Raw genomic sequence first — 23,214 nt, 5'->3', positions numbered from 1 at the left:
CCAACGCAGTGCTTCACTAGCAGGGTGTTGAAAGGCTCATATCGAAGGGCAGTTCGGGCCTTGAACCATTCGACACCCTGCGTAAAAGCTGTCTTCTTACCTACAACATCTCCCCCAAAGGGGAGACCGCCGAAAAAATCCCTTTGGGGGAGAGAAGAGAGAGGGAGCAGGCGTTGAAAATTACTTTTTCAACAGCCTGCTAGCGGCGTGTTACTGATCGGTCGCCGCACGCGGAGGCGGTTGCGACGGGGGCACTGCCCCTTCGGGATTCGTCACGATTGTCGCGGGCGGCAGAGTTGCGTTCGGCGCGACGGCATTAGACTGCGCCGCTGTCGCCATCGCCGCCGGCGAGGCGACCGGAGCCACAGTGGGTACTTCATGCTCCACAAACCGGCGCCACGCGAAATCTGCGACCAGGACAAGCACCGCGACGATCAGCACGACGAAGGCCATTTGGCCGGCGATGCCGGACCGCTTCGCGACCATCGTGATCTCTTGCGAGATTCGCACCACGTTGGCTTCGGCATGCTGAACGTCGCTGACGAAACGCGAGGCGATTTCCTCGGCGTCGAGACCCAGGAACGTTGCGTAGCGGCGAAGAAACGGCACGAGGTAGAGCCGATCCGAAATCAGATCGTAGTTGTCGGTCTCGATCATCTTGATGTAATGCGGCGGCAAATGAGCCTCGCTGGCGACTTGCTCGCGAGTCAGGCCTTTGCGTTCGCGGGTTTCCGTAATCAAGTGACCGAGCGAAGGTTTGGACTCGGCGCCGTCGGCTCCGAAATCCCCAGCCTGAAGTTTGGATTTCTTGTCAGCCACCTGTGATCAATCTCTCCCGGCTAATTGCTTGCGCCCAAAATTGTGACTTTTCACTTTTCGTTGGAATCGGTCGCAAGCAAGCCACAGCGAGAAAGCTACAGTCCAATGAGCCCGAATCCAAGTACCTCGATCCCGGCGTTTATTAATTCTTCGCTCCGGCTTTGCGACAATCGGCTGCACCCGGCGGCGGCGCCAGCGCGCCATTGTAGAGCGCGAGCTTTTTCCCCTCACATCCGATGACCGCCGGCGCGGGCTTGAGCGAGTCCGCAAGCGCTTCGCGGTCGCGATCGTTCGCTATCAGAACCATGCACGCGCCCGACGACCAGACTTGCTGAAGCCGCGCGTCGGTGCCGATCAGGAACGGTGACTTGCCCTGCGATGGGGGAGAAAATTCCGAAAGCTCGCCCCAATACTCAACCCGGGTCTCGCGCCGGCGCGTATAGAACGGGAGCGATTGAACGTAATGGCGGTATGAGGCAAGCGTACAGTCTCCCGCAAGGTAGGGCTCAACGGTCCTTGCCAGGTTGCGATAGGTGGAAATCGACGACGCGTCTTCACGCAAGCGCTCGGCTAGCGGCATCACTGCGACCATCGCCAGCGCGATCGCACCGATCGCGGACGCAGCGCGCGACGACGCGCGCCCAAGCGAGTACATCGCAATCGCGCCTGCGGCCAGAATCCCGCCAATCAGCAACCCGTCGACGCCAAGCCCGGGATTTATCGGCGCCAGTACGAGTTCCGAAAATACGAAAATAACCGCCGCGATTGCCAGGTTCGCGATAGCAACGACGGCGAGCAGACGACGGCGACTCGCGGCGCCGAGCGCGGGCATCCGCGCGAGGCCGTATCCCGCAACGATCCCGAGCGGCGGAAGTGCGGGCAGGATATAGCTGCCGAGCTTGGAGCGGGGGATCGAGAAAAACACCAGGATCACGATGAACCAGATGACCAGGAAGCGCGCGGACGCGCGTCGGCCCGATGGGTCCTTGGCGCTCTCGGGCAAGCCGTCGTCGGCGCGCATCGCGGACCATCCAAGCGGGACGAAGAAAATCCACGGCCATGTTCCGCCGATCACGATTGGGATGAAAAACCACGGACCCCATCCGTGTTCGCTCGACGCGACGTAGCGCTCGAGATGTTCGTGGACGATGAAGAACTGTATGAAGCCGGGATTTCGCGCCTCGGCCAGCACGAACCAGGGGACGACGATCGCCCCGTATATAATGAAACACCAGACGAGCGGCATCTGCGCGACCTGGCGCAGCCTCCGCTCACTTGCCATCCATGCCAGAGCGATCGCGCCGCCCAGAAGCAATGCGATCGGGCCTTTGGCAAGGGTGCCAAGGGCGAGCATCGCGGCCGAAGTCAGCATCCACCTGCGAGACGACGGCCGTGAGAATGACTCGTCACGCGCGGCGACGTAAAACGCGGCGAGTGCCGCGGTCAGAAAAAACGCGAGCGCGGGATCGAGCGTCGCGAATCGAGCAAAGCCGAAAAATAACGGACTCATCGCGAGCGCGAGTGCGGCGAAGAGTCCCGCCGATGCACCGAGCATCGCCTCGGCCAATGCGGCGGTGACGACGACCTGTCCGATACTGAACAGCGCGGCAGGCAGTCGCACCGCGAATTCATTGACCCCGAAGAGTTGGATTGCGGCGGCCTCGGCCCAATAAACCAGCGGAGGCTTTTCGAAATATAGCTCGAAGTCGTCACGCGGCGTGACGTAGTCGCCCGAGATAACCATCTCGCGCGCGATTTCGGCGTAGCGGCCCTCGTCGGGCTCCCAAAGCGCCGGCCTGCCCAGGCCGGGGAGATAGAGAATCGCCGCAAGCAGCGCATAGATGGCGAGTCGAAGAGTGCGGTTGGCGGCGAGCATCGTCGATGCAGTCTCGCGAGGTGATCGCGCGCGGTCAACCGGGGCGCCCCGGCGCTATCTTTAATTCCTTGAGGCTGTCTGCAACAATCACTGTACGCGACGGCGGTTTCGCATGGATTGATCGCTGATCAGGTCGCGCACGTTCCTTGAGCTTCCCGGGCAAAATATCACCGATTCGAGGCACTTCGGCCGTATCGCGAGCGCCGAGCGGATTGGTGTCGGTCGTTGTGCCGGTGTTCAACGAATCCGCCAACCTGGCATCGCTTTGGTCGCGCCTCAAGCCGGTTCTCGACGGTCTGGGCCGTCCATGGGAGACGGTTTTTATTGATGACGGCTCGCACGACGATTCTCTCGGCATCCTTCGCGAAATTGCGGCGGGCGAAGAGGGCCGCGTGCGGGTCGTGGAGCTGGCGCGCAATTTCGGACAGCATTCGGCGATCCTCGCAGGCTTCAGGCAATCGCGCGGCGAGATCGTCGTCACGCTCGACGCGGACCTGCAAAATCCGCCCGAGGAAATTCCGCGGTTGATTGCGGCGATCGATGAAGGCAACGACGTGGTCGGCGGATGGCGCGAGGAGCGTCACGATCGGGCGTATCGGCGCTACGCGTCACGTATGCACAACCGGCTGACCTCGTTGATCGTCGGCGTACCGATGCACGATTACGGATGCATGTTGCGTGCGTACCGGCGGCACATCGTCGATACCGTGGTCGAGTGCGACGAGAAGGCGGCGTTCGTTCCCGCGCTCGCCAACACGTTCGCCAAGCGAGTCGCGGAAATCCCGGTCGGCCACGACGATCGCGCCGGTGGCAAGTCGAAGTACAATCTTTTTGGACTCGCAAAGCTCAGTCTCAACCTTATTACCGGATTTTCTCTGGCTCCGATCCAGATGCTGAGTATGACCGGAATAGGGATTTCGGTGCTGGCCGTAATGCTGGCGATGGTGCTGGTTGCGCATCGGCTGATCTACGGCCCGCAAGAAGAGGGCGCGCTGTGGACGCTGTTCGCGGTCCTGTTCTTTTTCGTCGGGATGATATTCCTGGCGCTCGGACTTATCGGCGAATACGCCGGGCGTATCTACATAGAAGTGCGCCGCCGCCCCACTTACATCGTGCGCGCGGTTCATGGAGGCGACGGCAAGCCGGTCGATTCACAGGCCGGGCCGGCGCCGGACCGCAACTAACGGCGAAGCCGGCAATCGAGCAACCGTGGAGTCGAACCGCTCGAGCGTCGCATCTGGCGCGACTGTGAAATCCGCCGTCTGCGTGCTGTTCGCGTATCATGAGATGGGTTACGCGTGCATGGAGGCGTTGCTCAAAATGGGCGCGCCGATCGCCGCATTGTTCACTCATCGCGATGATTCGCATGAAGAGATTTGGTGGCGATCGTGTGCGGAACTGGCCGCACAGCACGGCGTCCCGGTGCACACCGATGACGGCGCAGACTCAGGGTCGGCCACCAGGATTGGTGCATTGAAGCCGGCGGTAATTTATTCCTTCTACTACCGCCATCTGATTCCCGAGAGCGTGCTCGCGGTTGCGCCGCTGGGCGCTTTCAATCTGCACGGGTCGTTGCTGCCGGCCTATCGGGGTCGTGCGCCGGTGAACTGGATGCTGGTGAATGGAGAACGCGAGGCGGGCGTCACGCTGCATCAAATGGTTGCGCGGGCGGACGCCGGAGATATCGTCGGGAATCGTGCGGTTGCGATCGACGACAGCGACACCGCGCTGACGGTATACCGCAAGCTGGTGCCGCTGGGCGTCGAGCTGATAACCGAGATGCATCCAAAGATCGTCGCCGGCACCGCGCCGCGGCGAAAAATGGATATCGCGAAGGGAAGTTACTTCGGGCGCAGAAAGCCCGACGACGGACGGATAGACTGGCGATGGCCGGCGCGAAGGATCTTCAATCTCGTGCGGGCCGTGACGCATCCGTACCCCGGTGCGTTCTGTTTCGTCGGCGGGCGAAAGCTGCTGGTATGGGAAGCGAAAATTGGCGCGGAAAATGGAACGCTCGGGGAGCCGGGGCGGGTCGTGCGCGAAACTGCCGACGGCGCTCTTGAAATTGCGGCCGGCGAGGGGATCGTGATCGTGAAAATCGCGCAGTTCGAGGGTGGCGCCGAAGGCATTGCCCGCGACGCTCTTTCCGAGGCCGGGCTCGTCAAACATGCTATTCTACTCGATTAGTTTCTTGGAGGTCACATGCGGGTTCTGATCACCGGCGGCGCCGGATTTCTCGGGTCACATCTTTCGGATGCGTTCATTGCGCGCGGCGACGAGGTCTTTGTGCTCGACACCGGCTCGATCGCCAAGGTGCGCCACCTGCTGGACAATCCGCGCTTTCATTACGTGCACGATTCGGTCTTCAACATCGAGTTGATCGACAGCCTGGTCTCGAAGGTCAATCTCATTTACCATCTCGCGGCCGTCGTCGGCGTCGAGCACTACGTCGCCGATCCCTACGAAACGCTCAACGTAAACGTCAACGGCACGCAAAACGTGCTGAAGGCCGCCTACAAGCATAACAAGCGGCTCGTGTTCAGCTCGACCTCCGAGGTGTACGGCCGCAACCCCAAGGTGCCGTGGCGCGAGGATGACGATCGCGTGCTCGGCGCGACCAGTATCGATCGATGGTGCTACTCGACGTCGAAGGCCGTCGGCGAGCATTTCTGTTTTGCCTATCACAAGCTCGGCCTGCCGGTTACGGTCGTGCGCTATTTCAACGCGTACGGTCCGCGGCTGGACAAGGTCGACGTGGGCCGGCTGTTTACGATCTTCATGGGTCAACTGCTGCGCGGCGCGGACTTGACCGTGGTTGGCGACGGGTTGCAGACGCGATGCTTCACGTACGTGACCGATGCGATCGAGGCGACCGTGCGGGCGGGAGTGAATCCCGCGGCGGATGGGCAGGCGATTAACATCGGCGTCGATGTCGAGACGACGGTGCTCGAGTTCGCCAAGCTGATGCTCGAGTTGTTCGGGCCGACCAAATCGAAGATCAAGTTCGTGACGCAGGAGGAAGTGTACGGCAACAGCTACGAGGACATCCCCCGACGCGTTCCGGACAACACCAAGATGCGCACGTTGCTGGGGGTCACTCCAAAAGTGAACCTGCGCGACGGCGTGAAGATCTCGATGGACTGGTTCCGCAAAGAGATGGCTTCCTAGCCAGCCGCAGGCCGCGCAGTCACTTCACTTGGAAGTCGCACTAAAGATCGACGTCGATACCCATCAGGGCCTCGAGCTGGGCGTACCGCGGCTGGCCTCGATGCTCGAAGCCGAGGGCGTCGCCGCGAGCTTCTATATCGCGATGGGCCCGGACAATTCGGGGCGCGCAATCCTGCGGGTGTTTCGAAATCGCGGGTTCATGTCCAAGATGTTCCGCACCAAAGCCGTCTCGATGTACGGCGCGCGCACGATTCTCTCGGGAACCCTGTTGCCGTCGCGGCCGATCGCGCTGTCGTTCCCCGGAATTATCCGTGACCTGAAGGTGCATGGCTTCGAGGTCGGCGTGCATGGCTACGATCACGTGCGATGGCAGGATCACCTCGATAAAATCGGCGAGTCCGGAGTACGCGACGAGCTTGGCGACGCGTTTGAGGCATACCGCGCGATCCTTGGTGAAGCGCCGCGCAGTTTCGCCGCGCCCGGATGGCGCACCAACGATGCGGCGCTCATCGCGCTGGACGCGATGGCGCTCGACTATCGCAGCGACACGCGCGGAATCGCGCCGTATCGTTGCATCGTCGACGGGCGGGTTCTCGCGACGCCGGAGATCCCGACCACCTTGCCGACCCTCGACGAGGTAATGGGACGGCGGGAATTACCCGATGACGGCGCGGTGCGCGGCTTCTATCTCGGCTTGTGCAAGCCCGATGCGCTCAACGTGCACACGATTCACGCCGAGACCGAAGGGATTGGACAGCTTGAGGGCTTCACGGCCCTGGTCCGCGCGCTGAAGGAGCGGGGCGCAAACTTCGTGCAACTGCGCGAGGTCGCGGCGCGGCTGAATCGCGCGGAATTGCCGGCATGCGAAGTCATTCGGACGACGCTGCCGGGCAGGGCCGGGTGGATATCGTCGCAAGGTCCGGTGCGGATCGCTTCCGAATGACGAATCGGCGGCGGCGTGCTATATCCCGAAGACTGAAATTCAATCGCAGGGGTGCCCGCAATGCCCGCACAAAATCATTTTGCTGACAGTCCGCGCGAAGTCGGCCTCGATCCTGAAAAAGTCCAGGCCCTTTTCAATCGTGCCGAACGCGAAGTCAAGGATGGGCTGCTGCCATCGACTCAAATCGCGATCGCCCGCAATGGAAAAATCGGCGCGATGCGCACGGTCGGACGCGCCGTCCAGGGTGAAAGTGAAACGCCGGCCACCAACGACACGCTCTACACGATCTTCTCGTGCACCAAGGCGATCATGTCGGCGGCGTCGTGGATTCTGATCGGCGAGGGCAAACTGAATCCGGGCGAGCGCGTCGCGGAGATCATTCCCGAGTTTGGCACCAACGGTAAGGATACGATGACCGTCGAGCAGGTTCTGCTCCACGTGGGCGGATTTCCCAACGCGCCGTATCCGCAAAGCGAGTGGCTGGATAAGAGCAAGCGGCTCGAGCGATTTGCCAAGTGGCGGCTGGAATGGCCGGTGGGCAGCAAATTCGAATACCATCCGAGCTCGGGCTTCTGGGTAATTGCGGAGATAATCGAGCGCCGCACCGGCAAGGACTTCCGTCAGTTCGTGCGTGAGCGGATTGCAACGCCGCTTGGACTGCCGGAGCTGCGGGTCGGTTTGCCGCGCGAGTATCATCACCGGGTTGCGCAGCTTTGCTACGTCGGAGAGGCGCTATCTGACGAGGAGCGAAAGCAGCTCGGCCTGCCCGCGATCCCGGAAACCGAAGTTACCGAAGAAGCGGTGCTCGGCTTCAACCGGCCCAATGTGATGGAAGCCGGCGTGCCGGGCGGCGGTGGAATTATGACGGCGGGCGACCTGGCGCTGTTCTACCAGGGCTTGCTGCATAATCGCGGCATCAACGGTGCGCCGATCATCAAGCCTGAAGCGCTCAAGGACGCACTGCGCGTGCGCTCGGGCGATTACAAGGATCCGATTTTCGGCGTCAAGTGCAACCGCGCGCTGGGAGTTATCGTGGCCGGGGGCGACGGGCTCGCGAATTATCGCGGCTTCGGCAAGACCAACTCGGCGCTGGCATTCGGACACGGAGGCGCGGGCGGACAGATCGGATGGGCCGATCCGGCGACGGGGATTTCGATCGGGTACACAACCAACGGGTTCGATCGCAATGACCTGAGGCAGGCACGCCGCGGCGTCGCGATCTCCAGCCTCGCGGCGGTCTGCGCAGGGTAGGGGGACGCAGAGACCTTCGACACGCGCACCCCGATCTGACGCGACTGGCTAACAAGCGAGCTAGTCGGCAAAGGGGTTGCGGACCACGATGGTCGCTTCGCGCTCCTTGCCGACGCCGATCATCGCAATCGGCACGCCAACCAGCTCGCTGATTCGTTCGACGTAGCGGCGCACGCCCGAGGGCAATTCCGCCAGCGTGAGCGCGCCCGCCGGGCTCTCGCTCCATCCCGGTATCTCTTCGAAGATCGGCTTGGCATTGATCAGCATCCGATGCGACGGCGGCATGTCGTCGTAGCGTTTCCCCTTGACGATGTACCCGACACAAATTCTGACCGGATCGATCCCGGTCAAAACGTCGAGCTTGGTAAGCGCGAGCGCCCACATCCCGTTGACGCGAGCCGTGTATCGGGCCAGCACCGCGTCGAACCATCCGATCCGCCTGGGACGCCCGGTGGCGCTGCCGAACTCGTCGCCTTCTTCGCGCAGCGAATCGGCCAGATGGCCGGTGAACTCGCTCGGAAAAGGGCCGGCTCCGACGCGTGTCGTATATCCCTTGCTGATGCCGAGCACCGCTTCGAGATTGCCCGGCCCGATGCCGGTGCCGCTGAAGACCGCGCTCGCGACGCAATTCGACGAGGTCACGTACGGGTAGGTGCCGTGATCGATGTCGAGCATCGTGCCGTGGGCGCCTTCGAACAGCACCCGCTTGCCGGAATCGATCGCTTCGCTCACGAACGCGCCGGTGTCGCACAGGTACGGGAGCAGCCGGCGGCGCGCCTTTTTCATCGCGTCGACGGTTTCGTCGGCCTTGATCGGCTTGGCCTTGAGCATTGCTTTCAGGTACGCGTTCTTCTCGACGATGTTGCGGCGGAGTTTCTCCTCGAAAAATTTGAAATCGAGCAGATCTTCGAAGCGCATTCCCACCCGCGCCATCTTGTCTTCGTAAGCCGGGCCGATTCCGAATCCGGTCGTGCCGATCGCGCGCTTGCCCAGCCGCGCCTCGCGTGCGCGATCGATCGCCAGATGATACGGCATCACCATGTGCGCTTCGTAACTGAGCTTGAGCAAACTATCGTCGGCGAGATGGCCGCTGCGCTTGAGGTCTGCGATTTCGCCGAGCAATGCCAGCGGATTGACGACCAGCCCGTTGCCGATTACGCAAGCTTTGCCGGGATGGAGCGCGCCTGCCGGCACCAGCCGCAGCACAAATTTCTTGCCGCCGACCACCAGCGTGTGAGCTGCGTTGTTTCCGCCCTGGAAGCGGACGATCACGTCGGCGTCGGCCGCGAGCATGTCTACGATTTTGCCCTTGCCCTCGTCCCCCCACTGCGTGCCGACCACGGCAACTGTCTTCATGTCTTTCCCCCGCCCGGTGTCAATTTTGTCGGCCTGCGCGCGCACCTGTCGGGCTGAAATATTCCGCGCGCAAAATAAATTCAGAGCTTGAGCAGCGACGCCGCGGTAATTGCGGGGATGGTCTTGAGCCGGTCGAGGACGGCGCCCGGCACCGGTTCATCCACCTCGAAAATGCTGAGCGCGGTTCCTCCCACGCGATCGCGGCCGAGCTCCAGCCCGCCGATATTTATTCCGGCCTGCCCGAGCATCGTGCCCACCGCGCCGACCACTCCGGGAACGTCGCGATTATGCAGCATGAGGAAGTAACCCTCGGGCACCGCCTCGACGCGGTAGCCGTCGATCCGGGTCAGCCGCAGCACGCGATTCCCGAGCACCGCGCCGGAGACTTCGTGCTCGCCGGCGCCGGTACGAACCGTGAGCGTCAAGGTGTTGACGTAATCGGTGACTTCGCGGGAGCGCGTTTCGATAATCTTGATTCCGCGTTCGCGGGCGATAAATGGCGCGTTGACGTAATTGAAATCCTCGTCTAGGAAACCGCTCATCAATCCCTTCAAGACCGCGGCGGTGATCGCGTCGGGCTTGAGATTCGCCGCTTCACCGCCAAACGCCAGCGTCAGCTCCGTGGGCGCGTCGGTGATCAGTTGCGCGGCGAGTCTGCCGAGTTTCTCGCCAAGGATCAGATGCGGCCCGAGTATTTCGAGTTCCTTGGGGGATACCGCCGGGATGTTAACCGCCTGCCGAATGGTGCCTTCGATCAGGAAGTCGGCCACCTGATGCGCGATATCCACCGAGACCTGCACCTGCGCCTCGTCGGTGGCGGCGCCGAGGTGCGGCGTTGCGATCACGTTGGCAAACTGGAGCAGCGGATGGTCGGCGGGAGGTGGCTCCTCGACGAACACGTCCAGCGCTGCGCCCGCCACCTTGCCGGATTTCAGCGCCTCGGCGAGCGCGGCTTCATCGACGATGCCGCCGCGGGCGCAATTGATGATTCTCACTCCCTTCTTCATCTTCGCGAATGCCGCCGCGTTTACCAGGCCCCTGGTGTCGTCGGTCAGCGGGGTGTGGACTGTTATGAAGTCGGCGCGCGCAAAAAGCTCATCGAGGCTGACCAGCTCTACGCCGATACGCCCGGCCGCCTCAGCGGTCAGAATCGGATCGTAGCCGATCACTTTCATCTTGAGCCCAAGCGCCCGGTCGGCGACGATCCGCCCGATGTTGCCCAGGCCGACCACGCCCAGCGTTTTGTTGCATATCTCGGCGCCGGTGAATTTGCCGCGCTCCCATTTGCCGGCTCGGATCGACGCATTGGCCGCCGGAATATGCCGCGCCAGCGCCATCATCATCGTGACCGCGTGCTCCGCGGTCGTGACGCTGTTGCCGGTCGGGCTGTTCATCACGACGATTCCGCGGCGCGTTGCCGCTTCGATATCGACGTTGTCGACCCCAACTCCCGCGCGCCCGATCACTTTTAGCGACGTGGCGGCGTCGATTACTTCGCGGGTTACGCGCGTGCCGCTGCGAATCAGCAGCGCGTCGTAGGGCGCGATTATTTTCGCCAACTCCTCGGGCTTGAGGCCGGTCTTGATGTCGAACTGCAGCTGCGGAAAGCGCTTAAGGACCTCGATCCCCTGCGCCGCAAGCGAGTCGCTCAGAAGGACGCGGAATGTTTGCGCCATGTTGATTCAAATGCTCCGTGCCAGGCGTGCCTGAACTGCCGCTACGCCGGCGCCAAGTTTAATGTTTGCGCCAATCTGCTTGAGTCCCATCTCGAGCGCGCCAACCGCGATGAGCATGTCGAACGGGCTCAAATGACCCATGTGTCCGATGCGCACGAGCTTGCCCTTCATCTGATCCTGCCCGCCCTGAACCGACACGCCCAGGCTGTCGCGCAGGAACTTGACCAGTTTGCCGCCGTCGAGACCTTCGGGCATCAGGATTCCGGTGACCCCCGGCGCGGGATTCTCGGGCGACAGCAGTTTCAGCCCGAGTGCCGCGGCAGCGTCGCGAGTCGCCTCCGCCATCAGCGCGTGACGCGCATAAACCTGCGGCAGACCTTCGGCGTGAATCATTTCGAGCGATTTGTTCAGCCCGCAAATCAGCGACACGGCCGCGGTCCATGCGGTGGTATGCTCGTCGCGCTGCGACTTCAGTTCTTTGAGCAAATCAAAATAGAAGCGCGGCGTTTTGATTTTCTTCGCGACGTCCAATGCGCGCGCTGACAGCGCGACCATTGCCAGCCCCGGCGGAAGCATGAGCGCCTTCTGGCTGCCCGTGACGAATGCGTCGATGCCCCATTGGTCCATCTTCTGTTCGAAGACGCCGATTGACGTGATCCCATCCACGATCAGCATCGCGCCGCGCTTGCGCACGACCTCGCCGATCTCGGCCACCGGATGCACCGCGCAAGTAGAAGTTTCGCTCGCCTGCACCAGCACCGCGCGCGACTCGGGATACGCCTTGAACGCATCCTCGATTTGCCCCGGCCGTGCGGCGCGGCCCCATTCAACCCGCACCTCGTGCCCAACCATCCCGAAGGCGGCGAGCAGCTTGCCCCATCGCTCACCGAATTTGCCGCCGTTGACGTAGATTGCATGCTCGCCTGGCGCCAGCAAATTGGTTACCGCCGCTTCCATCCCGCCCGTGCCGGTGGACGCGAGCAGGATTACCTCGCTCGAGGTGCCGTACAGAGGTTTCATCCGATCGCGCGCCTGATCGAGCGCAGCACTGAACTCGGGCGTGCGATGGTGGATGATCGGACGCGCCATCTCGAGCAAAACCTCGGGCGGTACGGCCGCCGGCCCGGGCGTGAACAGGTATTTTTTCATTTGCGGCATTTTTGATCATTCACGGAGACGCTGGCGATTAGCGATGGCGGCCAAAAAAAAGGCTGGTGGCCGCGCATGCGGATCGCCAGACCCCAGTTTGTCCCGGCTTCGCCGGTTCCCCGTCCTCAGCACTTGGGATAATGGAGCCGGGAGCCGTAGTCAAGGAGACCCTGGGCTCGCGACGGTTTCGAGCCGGCGTTGAAATGGCGCGCCGGCAATTGTTAAAGGTTATCACGCTCCGATGCCGATAGAATGCGAAATCCGCGATGGTTCCCTGGTATGGATCAAAAATCCGATCACCGGCGTGATTTCATACGTGGTCGACGTTCGCGGCAAGAGCTTCGCGTTTACGCTCGGCGGCCGTGAGAGCGCCGATCCCGGCGCGCCGCATCTCAGCGCCGAGGCAATTCGCCACGCCACCGAGTCATGTCCTTTCTGCGTTGGCAACGAAGGGCTTGCGCCGCGCGAGGTCTTTCGGATGACTGCGGATGAAATCCCCGAATGGAACGGGGCGAAGGCTGCCAGCGGCGCGGCTTGGGTCGTGCGCGTGATCAACAATCTGTTTCCCCGAATTCCCGCGGAGCTGACCGGAAATCGCAACGAGTCGTACATCGTGGTCGAAGATCCGCGTCACTTTATCGACGCGCCGCGCTCGCCGGCCGATTTGATGTTTACCGGCGCGCTCGGCGGCGGTCATTTCCTTCATCTGATGCAAGCCGACGCGCGCGTGATGCGCCTCGCGTTGGAGAATCCCGACGTTTGCGCGGTCGTGATCCGCAAGAATCAGGGGCGCGAGTCCGGCGCCTCGCAGCCCCATCTGCATCAGCAGATCATCGGATCGCCGGAGCCGTTTCCCGCCGTGCTCGCGGAGGCCCGCGCCGAGCGTGACAATCCTCATCTATGGCGCGAGATCATCGCGCTGATGGAGCGCCTCAATCTGGTGATCGATCGCGGCGACTCTGTCGTCAGCTATGCGAGCCCGATGGGCGGGTTCCCGCGCAGCTACGACGTCGTGATGCCCAACTACCGGGGACTGGTATCGGAGCTGAGGCCGGACCAGATGCGGCAATTTGCCAATGCGATCCATCGCATACTCATGATCCTTGGGCCGTTGCCACTTGACTATGAAATTCACCAGGGCGAGGGCATTCCGCTGCACGCCCATCTGAACGCGCGGCTCTATCCATATTCAAACGTCGCGGGAACCTTGAACCTGCCGAGCACGCTGCTGGAGACTGCCGGCGCGATCCGCAACGCCCTAGCAGGGCGTTGAAGAATTGGGATACATCGCGGTTTTCGATTTCAAGCGCTTCAACATCCTGCGTAAAAGCTGTCTTCCTACCTACAACATCTCCCCCTTTGGGGGAGACAAGAGAGAGGGAGCAGGCGTTGAAAATTACTTTTTCAACAGCCTGCTGGGCAGGCATTCCGACTAGTGTTGTGACCTGCAAATATCTTGAAAAAGTTCTGGTTCATTCTGGTACGACCAGGCAAGGGGCTCTCCAGGCCGGTTCCCCCTTTCCGCCCCGGAAAGGGGGTGAGGGGGATAGGACGGCAGCATTCCCCAGAGGATTTTTCAGTTCCCCTTCCCCACTTTTTCTGGGGAAGGGGCTAGGGGTTAGGGTTTTGTTCTTCGATTTATTTGCGGGACACGACACTGTGCCAACGGCCGCGCTAATCCGCCTTCCAGACCGGCTTGCGCTTTTCCAGGAACGCGCGCACGCCTTCCCGGGCGTCGTGGCTGTCGCGAACCGAGCGCGCCATCTGCAACAGATCGTCATGCCACGCGTCGAAGGTCTCGCTCATGCATCGGCGCACCGTCGCCTTCATCGCGCGCAAAGAGAGTGGTGCGTTGTCGGCGATCCGCTCGGCCAACGCGGTCGCCGCCTCGCCGAGCTTCGCGTCGGCGACGACATCGTGAACCATGTTCATGTGACGGCTGCGCTGGGCGTCGAGCGCGTCGGCGGTATAGAGAATCCACGCGGTGTTGGCCGATCCGCAAACCTCGATCAGCTTGCGCGTGAAATCGTACGGCACCATCAAGCCGACGCGGCCGAGCGTCATGCCGAGCTTGGCGTTTTCCGACGCGATTCGAAGGTCGCAATGCAGCGCCAGTTCGAGTCCGCCGGCCAGCGCGGCGCCCTGGATAGCCGCGATAGTAGGCACCGGGAACCGCTCCAATCGGCCGAAGACGGACTCGAGCGAGGTCGGGTTGTGAGGCCCACTGGCCTCGGCCACTTCCTTCAGATCGATTCCCGCGCAAAAGCTCGCGCCTTCGCCACGGATGAGGATCGCACGGATTTCGCGGTCGCTTTCGAATTTGACGAGCGCGTTGTTGACCGCCTCGATCATCGGCTGATTCAGCGCGTTGCGCTTTTCGGGACGGTTTAGCGTCAACACCGCGTAGTTCGGATGACGTGTGACTTTAAGCACTTCCTCGGCCATGTCGTTCGCTCCTTGCGTGATGATGAAAAGGATCTGAAGTCGTACCCGCCCGGAGCATCGCACGCCCGCCGCGCCTCCTTCAAGGTTCGGGGCGATTTGGGCGCTGGTTCAGTTTCGATGAAGCTGAACCCGAGGTTCAGGCCGGGTTTGGGGATGAACTGCTCAGCCTGACGCCGCCGGATTCGGCGTGCTACACATACCCTATGGTCAACCGCCAGGATGCCCTGTACTCGCCGCGCTCATCCGAAATCGGGCGACACCTGGTCTTGGTCGAAATTATTTTTGACGGAACAAAGCTAGCCCTAGAGCCCAGCAGTCCCAGAACCACTACATATGGTATGAATCGCTCTTCCGAGCCCTTTCGCCCTATCAGGCCCGCAAACTGAGCCAGTGCCGCGATTCGGGGCGGCTCAAGCGACAATGCTCAACGTGGTCTTGAACACTTCCTCGGCCATGTCGGGCGGGTGCCACACCAGCATCGAAAGCGCTTCAGGCTCTCCGGGCGCAGGCCGCCGGAGCTCAGCTCCTCGCCGGTGTGACCGTGGCGGTCGGCAGCGACGATGGCGGCGATTACGGGACGATGGCGCGGGGAAGGTGCGGTACAAATCAGGGTCGAGCTTCATTTACCTGCTTGCCAGTGGTCCACGAGCGCCTTTGCGCGCGAATAGCCGGACAAGTCAAAAACGGCCTCCAAATTTCCGGTGTCCAGCGGCACTCTCACCCTGAGTCGTTTGCCCGCAGCCGCTTGGGCCTCGAAGGGTCCGGCGATGAGATAGCTGTAGCTGCTCGAAGCTTTCACATCAGAGTTTGGTCCTGCGAATTGAACTATGCCACTCATCGGAGGGTTGTCGTCCACTTTTAATATCGGTCCAGATCTGGCCGGAGTCGCTCCTGACACTATGACCGTCAACATTGGAGGCGAACCGGAAATATACAGTTTTCCCCGTATGAGACCTTGCCTGGTTGTTTTGTAGTCGCTCATCACAGAGCAACCCATTACCTCTAGCATATCGCCGTAGCTGCAGGTTGCCGTCCATTCACCATAAGACTTCGAACGAGTCAGAGCACTTGATGTCGTTGCAACGAATAACAGCAGGCTAGACGTAACGATCAACACCTCGGTGAGATTGAGTATCTGTTTGATATGCTTCACTCGTCCCGCTGGTCCTATATCCTGGGCGTTGAACTGCGCGGCTCAAGCGACGATGCTGAGCATTCTGTCTTTTACGAAGATGATCTTCGTCGGCGTTTTGCCCGCGAGATGGCGCACGACGGCCTCGCTCTTGAGCGCGAGTTCGCGCACGTCGGCTTCCGAAGCGCCCGCGCCGACCTCAAGGCGATCGCGCACCTTGCCGTTAACCTGCACGACCACGGTTACCGTCTCGTCGCGCGCGAGCTTCGGATCGAACTTCGGCCACGCCTCCAGATGAACGGAAGTGTCGTGGCCGAGCGCCCGCCACATTTCCTCGGTGACGTGCGGCGCCATCGGCGCGAGCATCAGCACAAAGGTCTCCGCGCCGACACGGCCCATCTCTTCGGGCTTGAGCTTCGCCAGGTAGTTGAGCTGATCCATCAGCGCGGCGAGCGCGGTGTTGAAGCGCAGCCGCTCGATATGATCGGTGACGAGCTGAATCGTTTTGTGCACGCGTTTGATCGTTTCTTCGCTGGGCTTGCCGCCGGGCCGTCCCGCTTCGACGTAGCGCCGGATCATCGTCCACACGCGCTGGATGAATCGCAGGGTGCCCGCAACGCCGCTTTCGTTCCAGTTGGTCGCTTCGTCAAAGGGGCTCATGAACAGCTCCCAGAGCCGAAGCGCGTCGGCGCCGTACTTGTCGATCATCGCGTCCGGCGTGACGACGTTGCCCTTGCTCTTCGACATCCGCTGGCCGTCGGAGGCCCACACCACACCCTGGTTGCGCAAGGCTGGGAACGGTTCGTCGAATCCAATCAGTTCCGCGTCGAACATGACCTTGGTCCACATCCGCGCGTACAACAGATGCATCACGGCATGCTCTGCGCCGCCGACGTAGAGATCGACCGGCAACCAGTAATCGACCGCCGTCCGATCGAATGGCCTCTTGTCTTCATGCGGCGATGCGAAGCGAAGGAAGTACCACGACGAGCATGCGAAGCCGTCCAGCGTGTCGGTCTCGCGCTCAGCCGGGCCTCCGCATTTCGGGCAGGTCGTGTTGACGAACTCAGGCACGTTGGCGAGCGGAGAGCGGCCGGTGCCCGACGGCAAATAGTCCTTCATCGCAGGCAGCATCACGGGCAGTTGATCTTCCGGCACCGGCACGATTCCGTCGGTCTTGCAATACACCATCGGGATCGGACATCCCCAGTAGCGCTGACGCGAAATCAGCCAGTCGCGCATTCGGTAGTTGATAGTCGCGCGGCCGATTCCGTGATCCTCGGCGTACTTGGCGACGGCCGTGATCGCTTCAGCCGTTGTCATCCCGTTGAGGAAGCCCGAATTGATCGCGATGCCCGGTTCGGTGAACGCGCGGTCCGCCGGTGGTGCGCTCCCGCCGGCGGGTGCGGTCACGCGCGGAATCTCGAGGCGATACTTCGTGGCGAATTCGAAATCGCGCTGGTCCTGGCCGGGCGCGCCCATGATCGCGCCGGTGCCGTAGCCCATCAGGACGTAGTCGGCGATCCAGACCGGGATGTCTCGATCGGTAAAGACGTTGTGCGCGTAGGCGCCGGTGAAGACGCCGGATTTCTCCTTGACCGTGGACATCCGCTCGATTTCAGTCTGGCGGCGCGCGTCGGCGACATAAGCCTCGACCGTCGCGCGCTGCGCGGGCGTGGTTATTTCGGCGACGATCGGATGCTCCGGCGCGAGCACCATGAACGATACGCCGAAGACGGTGTCGGGGCGCGTGGTGAAAAAGCGGATTTCCTTACCGGCATGAGCGGGCGCCGGGAACGCAAGTTCCGCGCCTTCGCTGCGCCCGATCCAGTTGCGCTGCATCAGCTTGATCGGCTCGGGCCAGTCGATCCCGTCCAGGTCGGCGAGCAATCGATCCGCGTAGTCGGTGATCTTGATGTACCACTGCTCGAGATCTTTCTTGGTGACCGGATTGTCGGTATGCCGCCAGCAGCATCCGTTGACGACCTGTTCGTTGGCGAGGATCGTGCGGCACTTGTCGCACCACCATTGCGCTCCGGTGGCGCGGTAGGCCAGCCCGCGCTTGTAGAGCATCAGGAAGAACCACTGCGTCCACTTGTAATACTCGGGCGACGACGAATTGATCTCGCGCGTCCAGTCGTACGCGCATCCGGAGATTGTCAGTTGGCGCTTGAAGTTGGCGGCGTAACGCGGGACGGTTTCCGTGGGATGCGATCCTTTCAGGATCGCCTCGTTCTCCGCCGGCAGTCCGAACGCATCCCATCCCATCGGGTGCAGCACGCTGAATCCCGCCATCCGCTTGAAGCGCCCGATTACGTCGCACGGAACGTAGTTGTGCAGATGACCGACGCTCAGCCCGGCCCCGGACGGGTAGGGGAACATCTCGAGGATGTAGAATTTCGGGCGGCCGGGTTGCTCGCGCGTGAGGTAGAGATTGGTGCGTTGCCATTCGGCCTGCCACGCGGGCTCGATTTTCTTTGGGTCGTAACGTTCGTCCATCGTAGTTTTTGCGCGTAGTTTTTGCGCGATGTCGCCGAGTATGCGTCTGGGCTACGCGAGTCTAGCGTGCCGATCGCGCGGCTCCAACTATGTCGCGACGTGGGAAGCGGGACAATCGCAAAAGCGAGGCGTCGCATCATCCTGACTCGGCGCGTTGATGCAGATCTCATGCGGGAATAATCTCATCGGTGATGGTTAAGGATGCGGAAAATATCGTGGTCGGCGCGATCGAGGCGGCGCTTGAGCGCGCGCGCGTCCGTCGGGGCGCATCTATACTGATCGCGCTTTCCGGCGGGGCTGATTCGGTTGCGCTTACTTGTGCGCTGCTTGAGCTTCGCGAGCGGCTGGGACTCCGGATTGCGGCGGCGCATTTGAACCATCGGATTCGAGGCGATGAGTCGGATCGCGACGAGGCTTTTGTACGCGCGATGTGCGCGCGGCTTGGCGTCGAATTGATCGTCGAGCATGCCGAGGGCCTCGACGCGTCGATTTCCAGCGCGAACCTCGAGGAGCGGGCGCGCGAGGTGCGCCGCGATTTTCTCGGGCGCGTCGCGGACCGCGTGGGTGCCGACTACCTCGCGCTCGGGCACCATCGCGACGACCAGGCCGAGACCGTGCTGATGCGCCTGATGCGCGGCGCCGGCGCGGCGGGGATGGCGGCGATGGCCGAGCACGGGCCGGGCCGGTTGATTCGTCCGATGCTGTCGATTTCGCGCGCCGACGTTCGCGGCTACCTGGACGCGCGCGCGACTGCGTTCGTGGAAGATTCGACGAATTCGTCGCGCGACATTCTGCGCAACCGGATTCGCGCCGAACTGCTGCCGATGCTCGAGCGCGAGTACGCGCCGGGACTTGGCGGGCGGCTGGTGGAAGTCGCGGCCGAGATGCGCTCGCTCGACGAGCTGGTCGCGGCGATTGCCGCGCGCGAACTGGACGCGATGCGCCGGCGGGGTGGCGCGCTCGATGTGTCGGGATTCAGCGGGGTGAATCGCGCGGTGCAACCGGTTGCCGTTCGGCTGTTGCTCGCCGAGCGGATGGGATCTTTGCGCAGAATTTCGCGCGCGCATATTGAGGCGATGCGTCAACTCATCCTGGCAGGCGGCCCGAGCGACTCGATCGATCTTCCGGGCGGCTGGCGCGCCGAGCGCGAGTACAATCTGATTCGGGTGGTGCATCCGCGCTCTGAGCGCGAAGCAGGCGCCACGATCGGCGCCGCCGCGGGATTCTCGGTGGCGATTGCGGCCGACGGAATCACAGTTGTCGCAGCGGCGGGGTTTGCGTTCGAGGCTTCGACCAATCCGGCCGCGCACGCGTCGATGCCGGATAGTTCGCTTCCGTTGGTCGCGATGTTCGACGCTGCGAAAATCGCGGACGCCGGGCTGGTCGCGCGCAATTTTATGAAGGGCGACCGGATGCATCCGATGGGGATGCGTGGCACGCGCAAGGTCCATGACGTGTTTGTCGATCGCAAGCTGCCGCGCGCGAGGCGGGAGCGCTTCCCGGTGGTCACGGTCGGCGGCGAAATCGCATGGCTTCCGGGGCTTGCGCGCGCCGACTGCGCGCTGGTCACCAAGGCCACCGAAACCGTACTGCGCGTTGAGGCGTCTGAAATCGTGGCTTAGCGCCTGCCACGTTGCGTGCCGATCAACGCGCGTGATACTTTTCTAATAGCATGAACCAGTTTTCTCGCAGTATTGCGCTATGGCTAGTGCTGGGCCTGATGTTCCTGTTGCTGTTCAATATCTTCAGCAGGCAACAGCCCAAAGAACCTGAAATAATTTTCTCGGACTTCCTCAACCAGGTTGAAAAAAACCAGGTCGCCGAGGCAACGATTCAGGGTAATCTGATCAAGGGCGACACGACCAGCGGGGAGCATTTCAAGACCTACGCGCCCGAGGATCCCGACCTGGTCAAGACGCTGCGCGAAAAGGGCGTCAAGATCGCGGCCAAGCCGGTCGAAGGCGATCCGTGGTGGATGGTCGCGCTGGTGCAGTGGTTCCCGATAATCGTGCTGGCGGCGCTGTGGATTTTCTTCATGCGCCAGATGCAAATCGGCGGCGGCAAGGCGATGTCGTTCGGCAAGAGCCGCGCCAAGCTGCTGACTGAAAATACGCACAAGGTGACCTTCGGCGACGTGGCCGGAATCGACGAGGCCAAGGACGAGCTCGAAGAGATAATTCAATTTCTGCGCGACCCTAAGCGCTTCACGCGGCTCGGCGGGCGAATCCCCAAGGGCGTGCTGCTGGTCGGGGCGCCGGGAACCGGCAAGACGCTGCTCGCGCGGGCGATCGCCGGCGAAGCGGGCGTGCCGTTCTTTTCGATCTCGGGATCGGACTTTGTCGAGATGTTCGTCGGCGTGGGCGCGTCGCGCGTGCGCGACCTGTTCGTGCAGGGCAAGAAGCATGCGCCGTGTATCATCTTCATAGACGAGATCGACGCCGTGGGACGTCATCGCGGCGCCGGACTTGGCGGCGGTCACGATGAACGCGAACAGACGCTCAACCAGTTGCTGGTCGAGATGGACGGGTTCGAGGCCAACGAAGGTGTGATCCTGGTGGCTGCCACCAATCGCCCCGACGTGCTCGACCCGGCGTTGCTGCGCCCGGGCCGTTTCGATCGCCGCGTGGTGGTGCCGCTTCCTGACGTGAAGGGCCGCGAGGGCATCCTGAAGGTCCACACCCGCAAGGTACCGCTGTCCGACGACGTCGATGCGACCAAGCTGGCGCGTTCGACGCCGGGCTTTGCCGGAGCCGACCTGGAAAACCTTGTCAACGAGGCCGCGCTGCTGGCGGCGCGCCGCAACAAGGATAAGGTCGAGATGTCGGACTTCGAGCTCGCCAAGGACAAGGTGATGATGGGCGCGGAACGGCGCTCGATGGTGATGTCGGGCTCGGAGCGCAAGATAATCGCCTATCATGAAGGCGGCCACGCGCTGGTCGCGATGCTTCAGCCCGGTGCAGATCCGGTCCACAAGGTTACGATTATCCCGCGCGGGATGGCGCTTGGCGTGACGCAGCAATTGCCGCTGGACGATCGTTACACCTATCCCCGCGACTACCTGGTGACGCGATTGGCCGTGATGTTCGGCGGCCGCACGGCGGAAGAACTCGTGTTCGGCCAGATGACGACCGGCGCGGGCAACGATATCGAAAAGGCGACCGAGCTCGCGCGCAAGATGGTCTGCGAATGGGGCATGAGCAAGGAGCTTGGCCCGATGACGTTCGGCCGGCGCGAGGAACAGATCTTTTTGGGCCGCGACATCTCTCATCATAAGGATTACTCCGAGCAGACCGCGCTCGAGATCGATCGCGAAGTGCGCCGTATCATCGATGACTCGTATCAGAAGGCGCGCCAGCTGCTGTCGGATCATCTGGTGCTGCTTCACGCGATCGCCGCGCGGCTGCTCGAGAAGGAAGTGCTCGACGGCAGCGAAGTCGAGGCGATGGTGACGGCGTTCCGCGAAGGGCGCGAGTTGCCGCCATCGCCGGCCGCGGTGCGCAACGATTTTCCGCCGCGTCCGGGCACGGAACCGGGCAAGGAAAAGCGTGCCGACAACGAAAGCGAAAGCCCGGTGCCCGGACTCCCGCCGAAGCCGGTTCTCGTGTAGTCGTCTTCGCCGGCGTGGTCGCGGCGCTCTGATCGATTCGCCACGGCGAGTCGGTCGCCGCGTGGATGAGGGGGCGTGGGACCGGTGCGATGCGACGCTCGCGGATCAAAACCAAATCATCAAGTGATCGAGGCTTGCGCGGGCCCGCGTCTCGATCCCGGTATCTCAAGCTTCACGACGGTCGCGTAATCAAGTTCCCTGCGGTAATGGGCGTGCTCAACGTCACGCCCGACTCCTTCTCCGACGCCGCGCGCTATCTGGACGCGGACCGCGCCGTCGAGCACGCGCTTGCGATGGAAGCGGCCGGCGCCGACCTGATCGACGTCGGCGGTGAATCCTCGCGTCCCATGGGCGCGTCGGAGGTGCCGATCGAGGTTGAACTCGCGCGAGTCGCGCCGGTGCTCGCGCGCTTGGGCAAGCGGCTCGGCGTGCCAATCTCGATTGACACGCGCCGCGCGGAGGTCGCGCGCGTCGCGCTCGAGTCGGGCGCGGCGATAATCAACGATATCACGGCGCTCGAGCACGACTGCGAAATGGCGCCGCTGGCGGCGCGAACCAGGTGCGCGGTGGTGCTGATGCATATGCGCGGCGGTCTCGCCAATCATATCGAGTTCGCACGCTACCGCGACGTGGTGCGCGAGGTCCTCGAATACCTGCGGGCGCGCGCGCGATTTGCCGCCGCGGCGGGAGTTGCGCGCTCGCGAATAATCGTCGACCCGGGACTAGGCTTCGCCAAGACCGCCCAGCATAATCTGAAATTGCTGGCCGCCTTGCCCGACCTCTGTGCGCTCGGCTATCCCGTATTGGTGGGAGCGTCGCGCAAGAGCTTTGTGGCCGCAATCGCCGGCGCCGGCGAGCGAGAACTGGAGTTCGGCACTGCCGCCGCGAACGCGCTGGCAGTGGCCGCCGGCGCGTCGATTGTGCGCGTGCACGACGCCGGCGCGGCCGTCGCCGTGGTGCGGATGGCCGCGGCGATGGCGGGACGGGCTCGGCCGTTGGGGTGCGATGCATAACTACATACCCATGATACCGCAGCCGCGATGGCAGGATGTCGTTGACGTTCTGATCGTGGCCTACGTGATCTACCGGATCGCGCTTTTGATCCGCGGCACGCGCACGATGCAGATGGTGGTCGGGATGGTGATCGTGGGCGTCGCGTTCGTCGCGTCGCAGGTGCTCGGACTGTTCACGCTGAACTGGCTCTTGAACAACTTCCTTGGTTCGTTGTTTGTGATCCTGGTGGTTATCTTCCAGGCGGACATTCGGCGCGCGCTGACCCGTGTCGGTGCGCAA

The 23,214-nt window shown here is 62.5% G+C and carries 18 protein-coding genes and 1 pseudogene; 11 read left to right on the top strand and 8 right to left on the bottom strand.

From position 1 onward, the window contains the following. Positions 1-210 precede the first annotated feature (210 nt). Both ABSB13_RS12705 and ABSB13_RS12700 read right to left on the bottom strand, forming a co-directional pair. Positions 211-819: a helix-turn-helix domain-containing protein gene (locus ABSB13_RS12705; protein ID WP_428109020.1), complete on the bottom strand. Its 609-nt coding sequence runs from the start codon at positions 817-819 to the stop codon at positions 211-213. 142 nt (positions 820-961) lie between these two features. Next, entirely contained in the window at positions 962-2,695 is a 1,734-nt protein-coding gene (locus ABSB13_RS12700; RefSeq protein WP_428109017.1) for a glycosyltransferase family 39 protein, read from the bottom strand. Between the two features lie 215 nt (positions 2,696-2,910). Between ABSB13_RS12700 and ABSB13_RS12695 the strand changes: the two genes are divergently transcribed. The 5 genes from ABSB13_RS12695 (at position 2,911) to ABSB13_RS12675 (ending at position 8,057) form a co-directional block, all read left to right on the top strand. After that, complete coding sequence (locus ABSB13_RS12695) at positions 2,911-3,879, top strand: glycosyltransferase (protein WP_428109015.1); 969 nt, start codon at positions 2,911-2,913, stop codon at positions 3,877-3,879. 64 nt (positions 3,880-3,943) lie between these two features. Beyond that, entirely contained in the window at positions 3,944-4,882 is a 939-nt protein-coding gene (locus ABSB13_RS12690) for a formyltransferase (RefSeq protein WP_428109014.1), read from the top strand. 15 nt (positions 4,883-4,897) lie between these two features. After that, a complete protein-coding gene (locus ABSB13_RS12685; protein WP_428109012.1) occupies positions 4,898-5,863 on the top strand; it encodes an NAD-dependent epimerase/dehydratase family protein in 966 nt (321 codons plus the stop codon). Positions 5,864-5,891: 28 nt separating this feature from the next. Next, positions 5,892-6,806: a polysaccharide deacetylase family protein gene (locus tag ABSB13_RS12680; RefSeq protein WP_428109009.1), complete on the top strand. Its 915-nt coding sequence runs from the start codon at positions 5,892-5,894 to the stop codon at positions 6,804-6,806. Between the two features lie 60 nt (positions 6,807-6,866). Then, complete coding sequence (locus tag ABSB13_RS12675; RefSeq protein ID WP_428109007.1) at positions 6,867-8,057, top strand: serine hydrolase domain-containing protein; 1,191 nt, start codon at positions 6,867-6,869, stop codon at positions 8,055-8,057. Positions 8,058-8,117: 60 nt separating this feature from the next. On the opposite strand, the gene ABSB13_RS12670 is transcribed toward ABSB13_RS12675, so the two are convergent. The 3 genes from ABSB13_RS12670 to ABSB13_RS12660 form a co-directional block, all read right to left on the bottom strand. Next, entirely contained in the window at positions 8,118-9,413 is a 1,296-nt protein-coding gene (locus ABSB13_RS12670; protein WP_428109004.1) for an adenylosuccinate synthase, read from the bottom strand. Between the two features lie 80 nt (positions 9,414-9,493). Next, positions 9,494-11,089: a phosphoglycerate dehydrogenase gene (gene serA, locus ABSB13_RS12665; RefSeq protein WP_428109001.1), complete on the bottom strand. Its 1,596-nt coding sequence runs from the start codon at positions 11,087-11,089 to the stop codon at positions 9,494-9,496. Positions 11,090-11,095: 6 nt separating this feature from the next. Continuing rightward, a complete protein-coding gene (locus ABSB13_RS12660) occupies positions 11,096-12,247 on the bottom strand; it encodes a pyridoxal-phosphate-dependent aminotransferase family protein (RefSeq protein WP_428108999.1) in 1,152 nt (383 codons plus the stop codon). Between the two features lie 232 nt (positions 12,248-12,479). Here ABSB13_RS12660 and ABSB13_RS12655 point away from each other — a divergent pair, with 232 nt between their 5' ends. Both ABSB13_RS12655 and ABSB13_RS12650 read left to right on the top strand, forming a co-directional pair. After that, entirely contained in the window at positions 12,480-13,511 is a 1,032-nt protein-coding gene (locus tag ABSB13_RS12655) for a hypothetical protein (RefSeq protein ID WP_428108997.1), read from the top strand. Between the two features lie 4 nt (positions 13,512-13,515). Next, complete coding sequence (locus ABSB13_RS12650; RefSeq protein WP_428108995.1) at positions 13,516-13,674, top strand: hypothetical protein; 159 nt, start codon at positions 13,516-13,518, stop codon at positions 13,672-13,674. A gap of 238 nt (positions 13,675-13,912) precedes the next feature. Here ABSB13_RS12650 and ABSB13_RS12645 read toward each other — a convergent pair whose 3' ends face one another. The 3 genes from ABSB13_RS12645 to leuS form a co-directional block, all read right to left on the bottom strand. Next, a complete protein-coding gene (locus tag ABSB13_RS12645; protein WP_428108992.1) occupies positions 13,913-14,683 on the bottom strand; it encodes an enoyl-CoA hydratase/isomerase family protein in 771 nt (256 codons plus the stop codon). A 619-nt stretch (positions 14,684-15,302) separates the two neighbouring features. After that, positions 15,303-15,836, bottom strand: a complete 534-nt coding sequence (locus ABSB13_RS12640; RefSeq protein WP_428108990.1) for a hypothetical protein — start codon at positions 15,834-15,836, stop codon at positions 15,303-15,305. 42 nt (positions 15,837-15,878) lie between these two features. Beyond that, the gene (gene leuS / locus ABSB13_RS12635; RefSeq protein ID WP_428108987.1) at positions 15,879-18,314 is read right to left on the bottom strand and encodes a leucine--tRNA ligase; all 2,436 of its coding nucleotides are present in this window, start codon (positions 18,312-18,314) and stop codon (positions 15,879-15,881) included. A 191-nt stretch (positions 18,315-18,505) separates the two neighbouring features. Here leuS and tilS point away from each other — a divergent pair, with 191 nt between their 5' ends. The 4 genes and pseudogenes from tilS to ABSB13_RS12615 all read left to right on the top strand — a co-directional run. Then, positions 18,506-19,936 (top strand): tRNA lysidine(34) synthetase TilS, encoded by a 1,431-nt coding sequence (tilS, locus tag ABSB13_RS12630; protein ID WP_428109023.1) that lies wholly within the window; start codon positions 18,506-18,508, stop codon positions 19,934-19,936. A 50-nt stretch (positions 19,937-19,986) separates the two neighbouring features. Then, a complete protein-coding gene (gene ftsH, locus ABSB13_RS12625) occupies positions 19,987-21,921 on the top strand; it encodes an ATP-dependent zinc metalloprotease FtsH (RefSeq protein ID WP_428108984.1) in 1,935 nt (644 codons plus the stop codon). Between the two features lie 206 nt (positions 21,922-22,127). Then, a complete protein-coding gene (gene folP, locus ABSB13_RS12620; RefSeq protein WP_428108982.1) occupies positions 22,128-22,934 on the top strand; it encodes a dihydropteroate synthase in 807 nt (268 codons plus the stop codon). After that, a pseudogene (locus tag ABSB13_RS12615) lies at positions 22,927-23,214 on the top strand (TIGR00159 family protein); the annotation flags it as partial. The gene folP and the pseudogene ABSB13_RS12615, both read left to right, overlap by 8 nt.

It is taken from the genome of Binatus sp. (SeqCode) (assembly GCF_050013435.1).
Classification (GTDB): domain Bacteria; phylum Desulfobacterota; class Binatia; order Binatales; family Binataceae; genus Binatus.
This window is presented reverse-complemented; position numbering and strand designations above follow the sequence as displayed.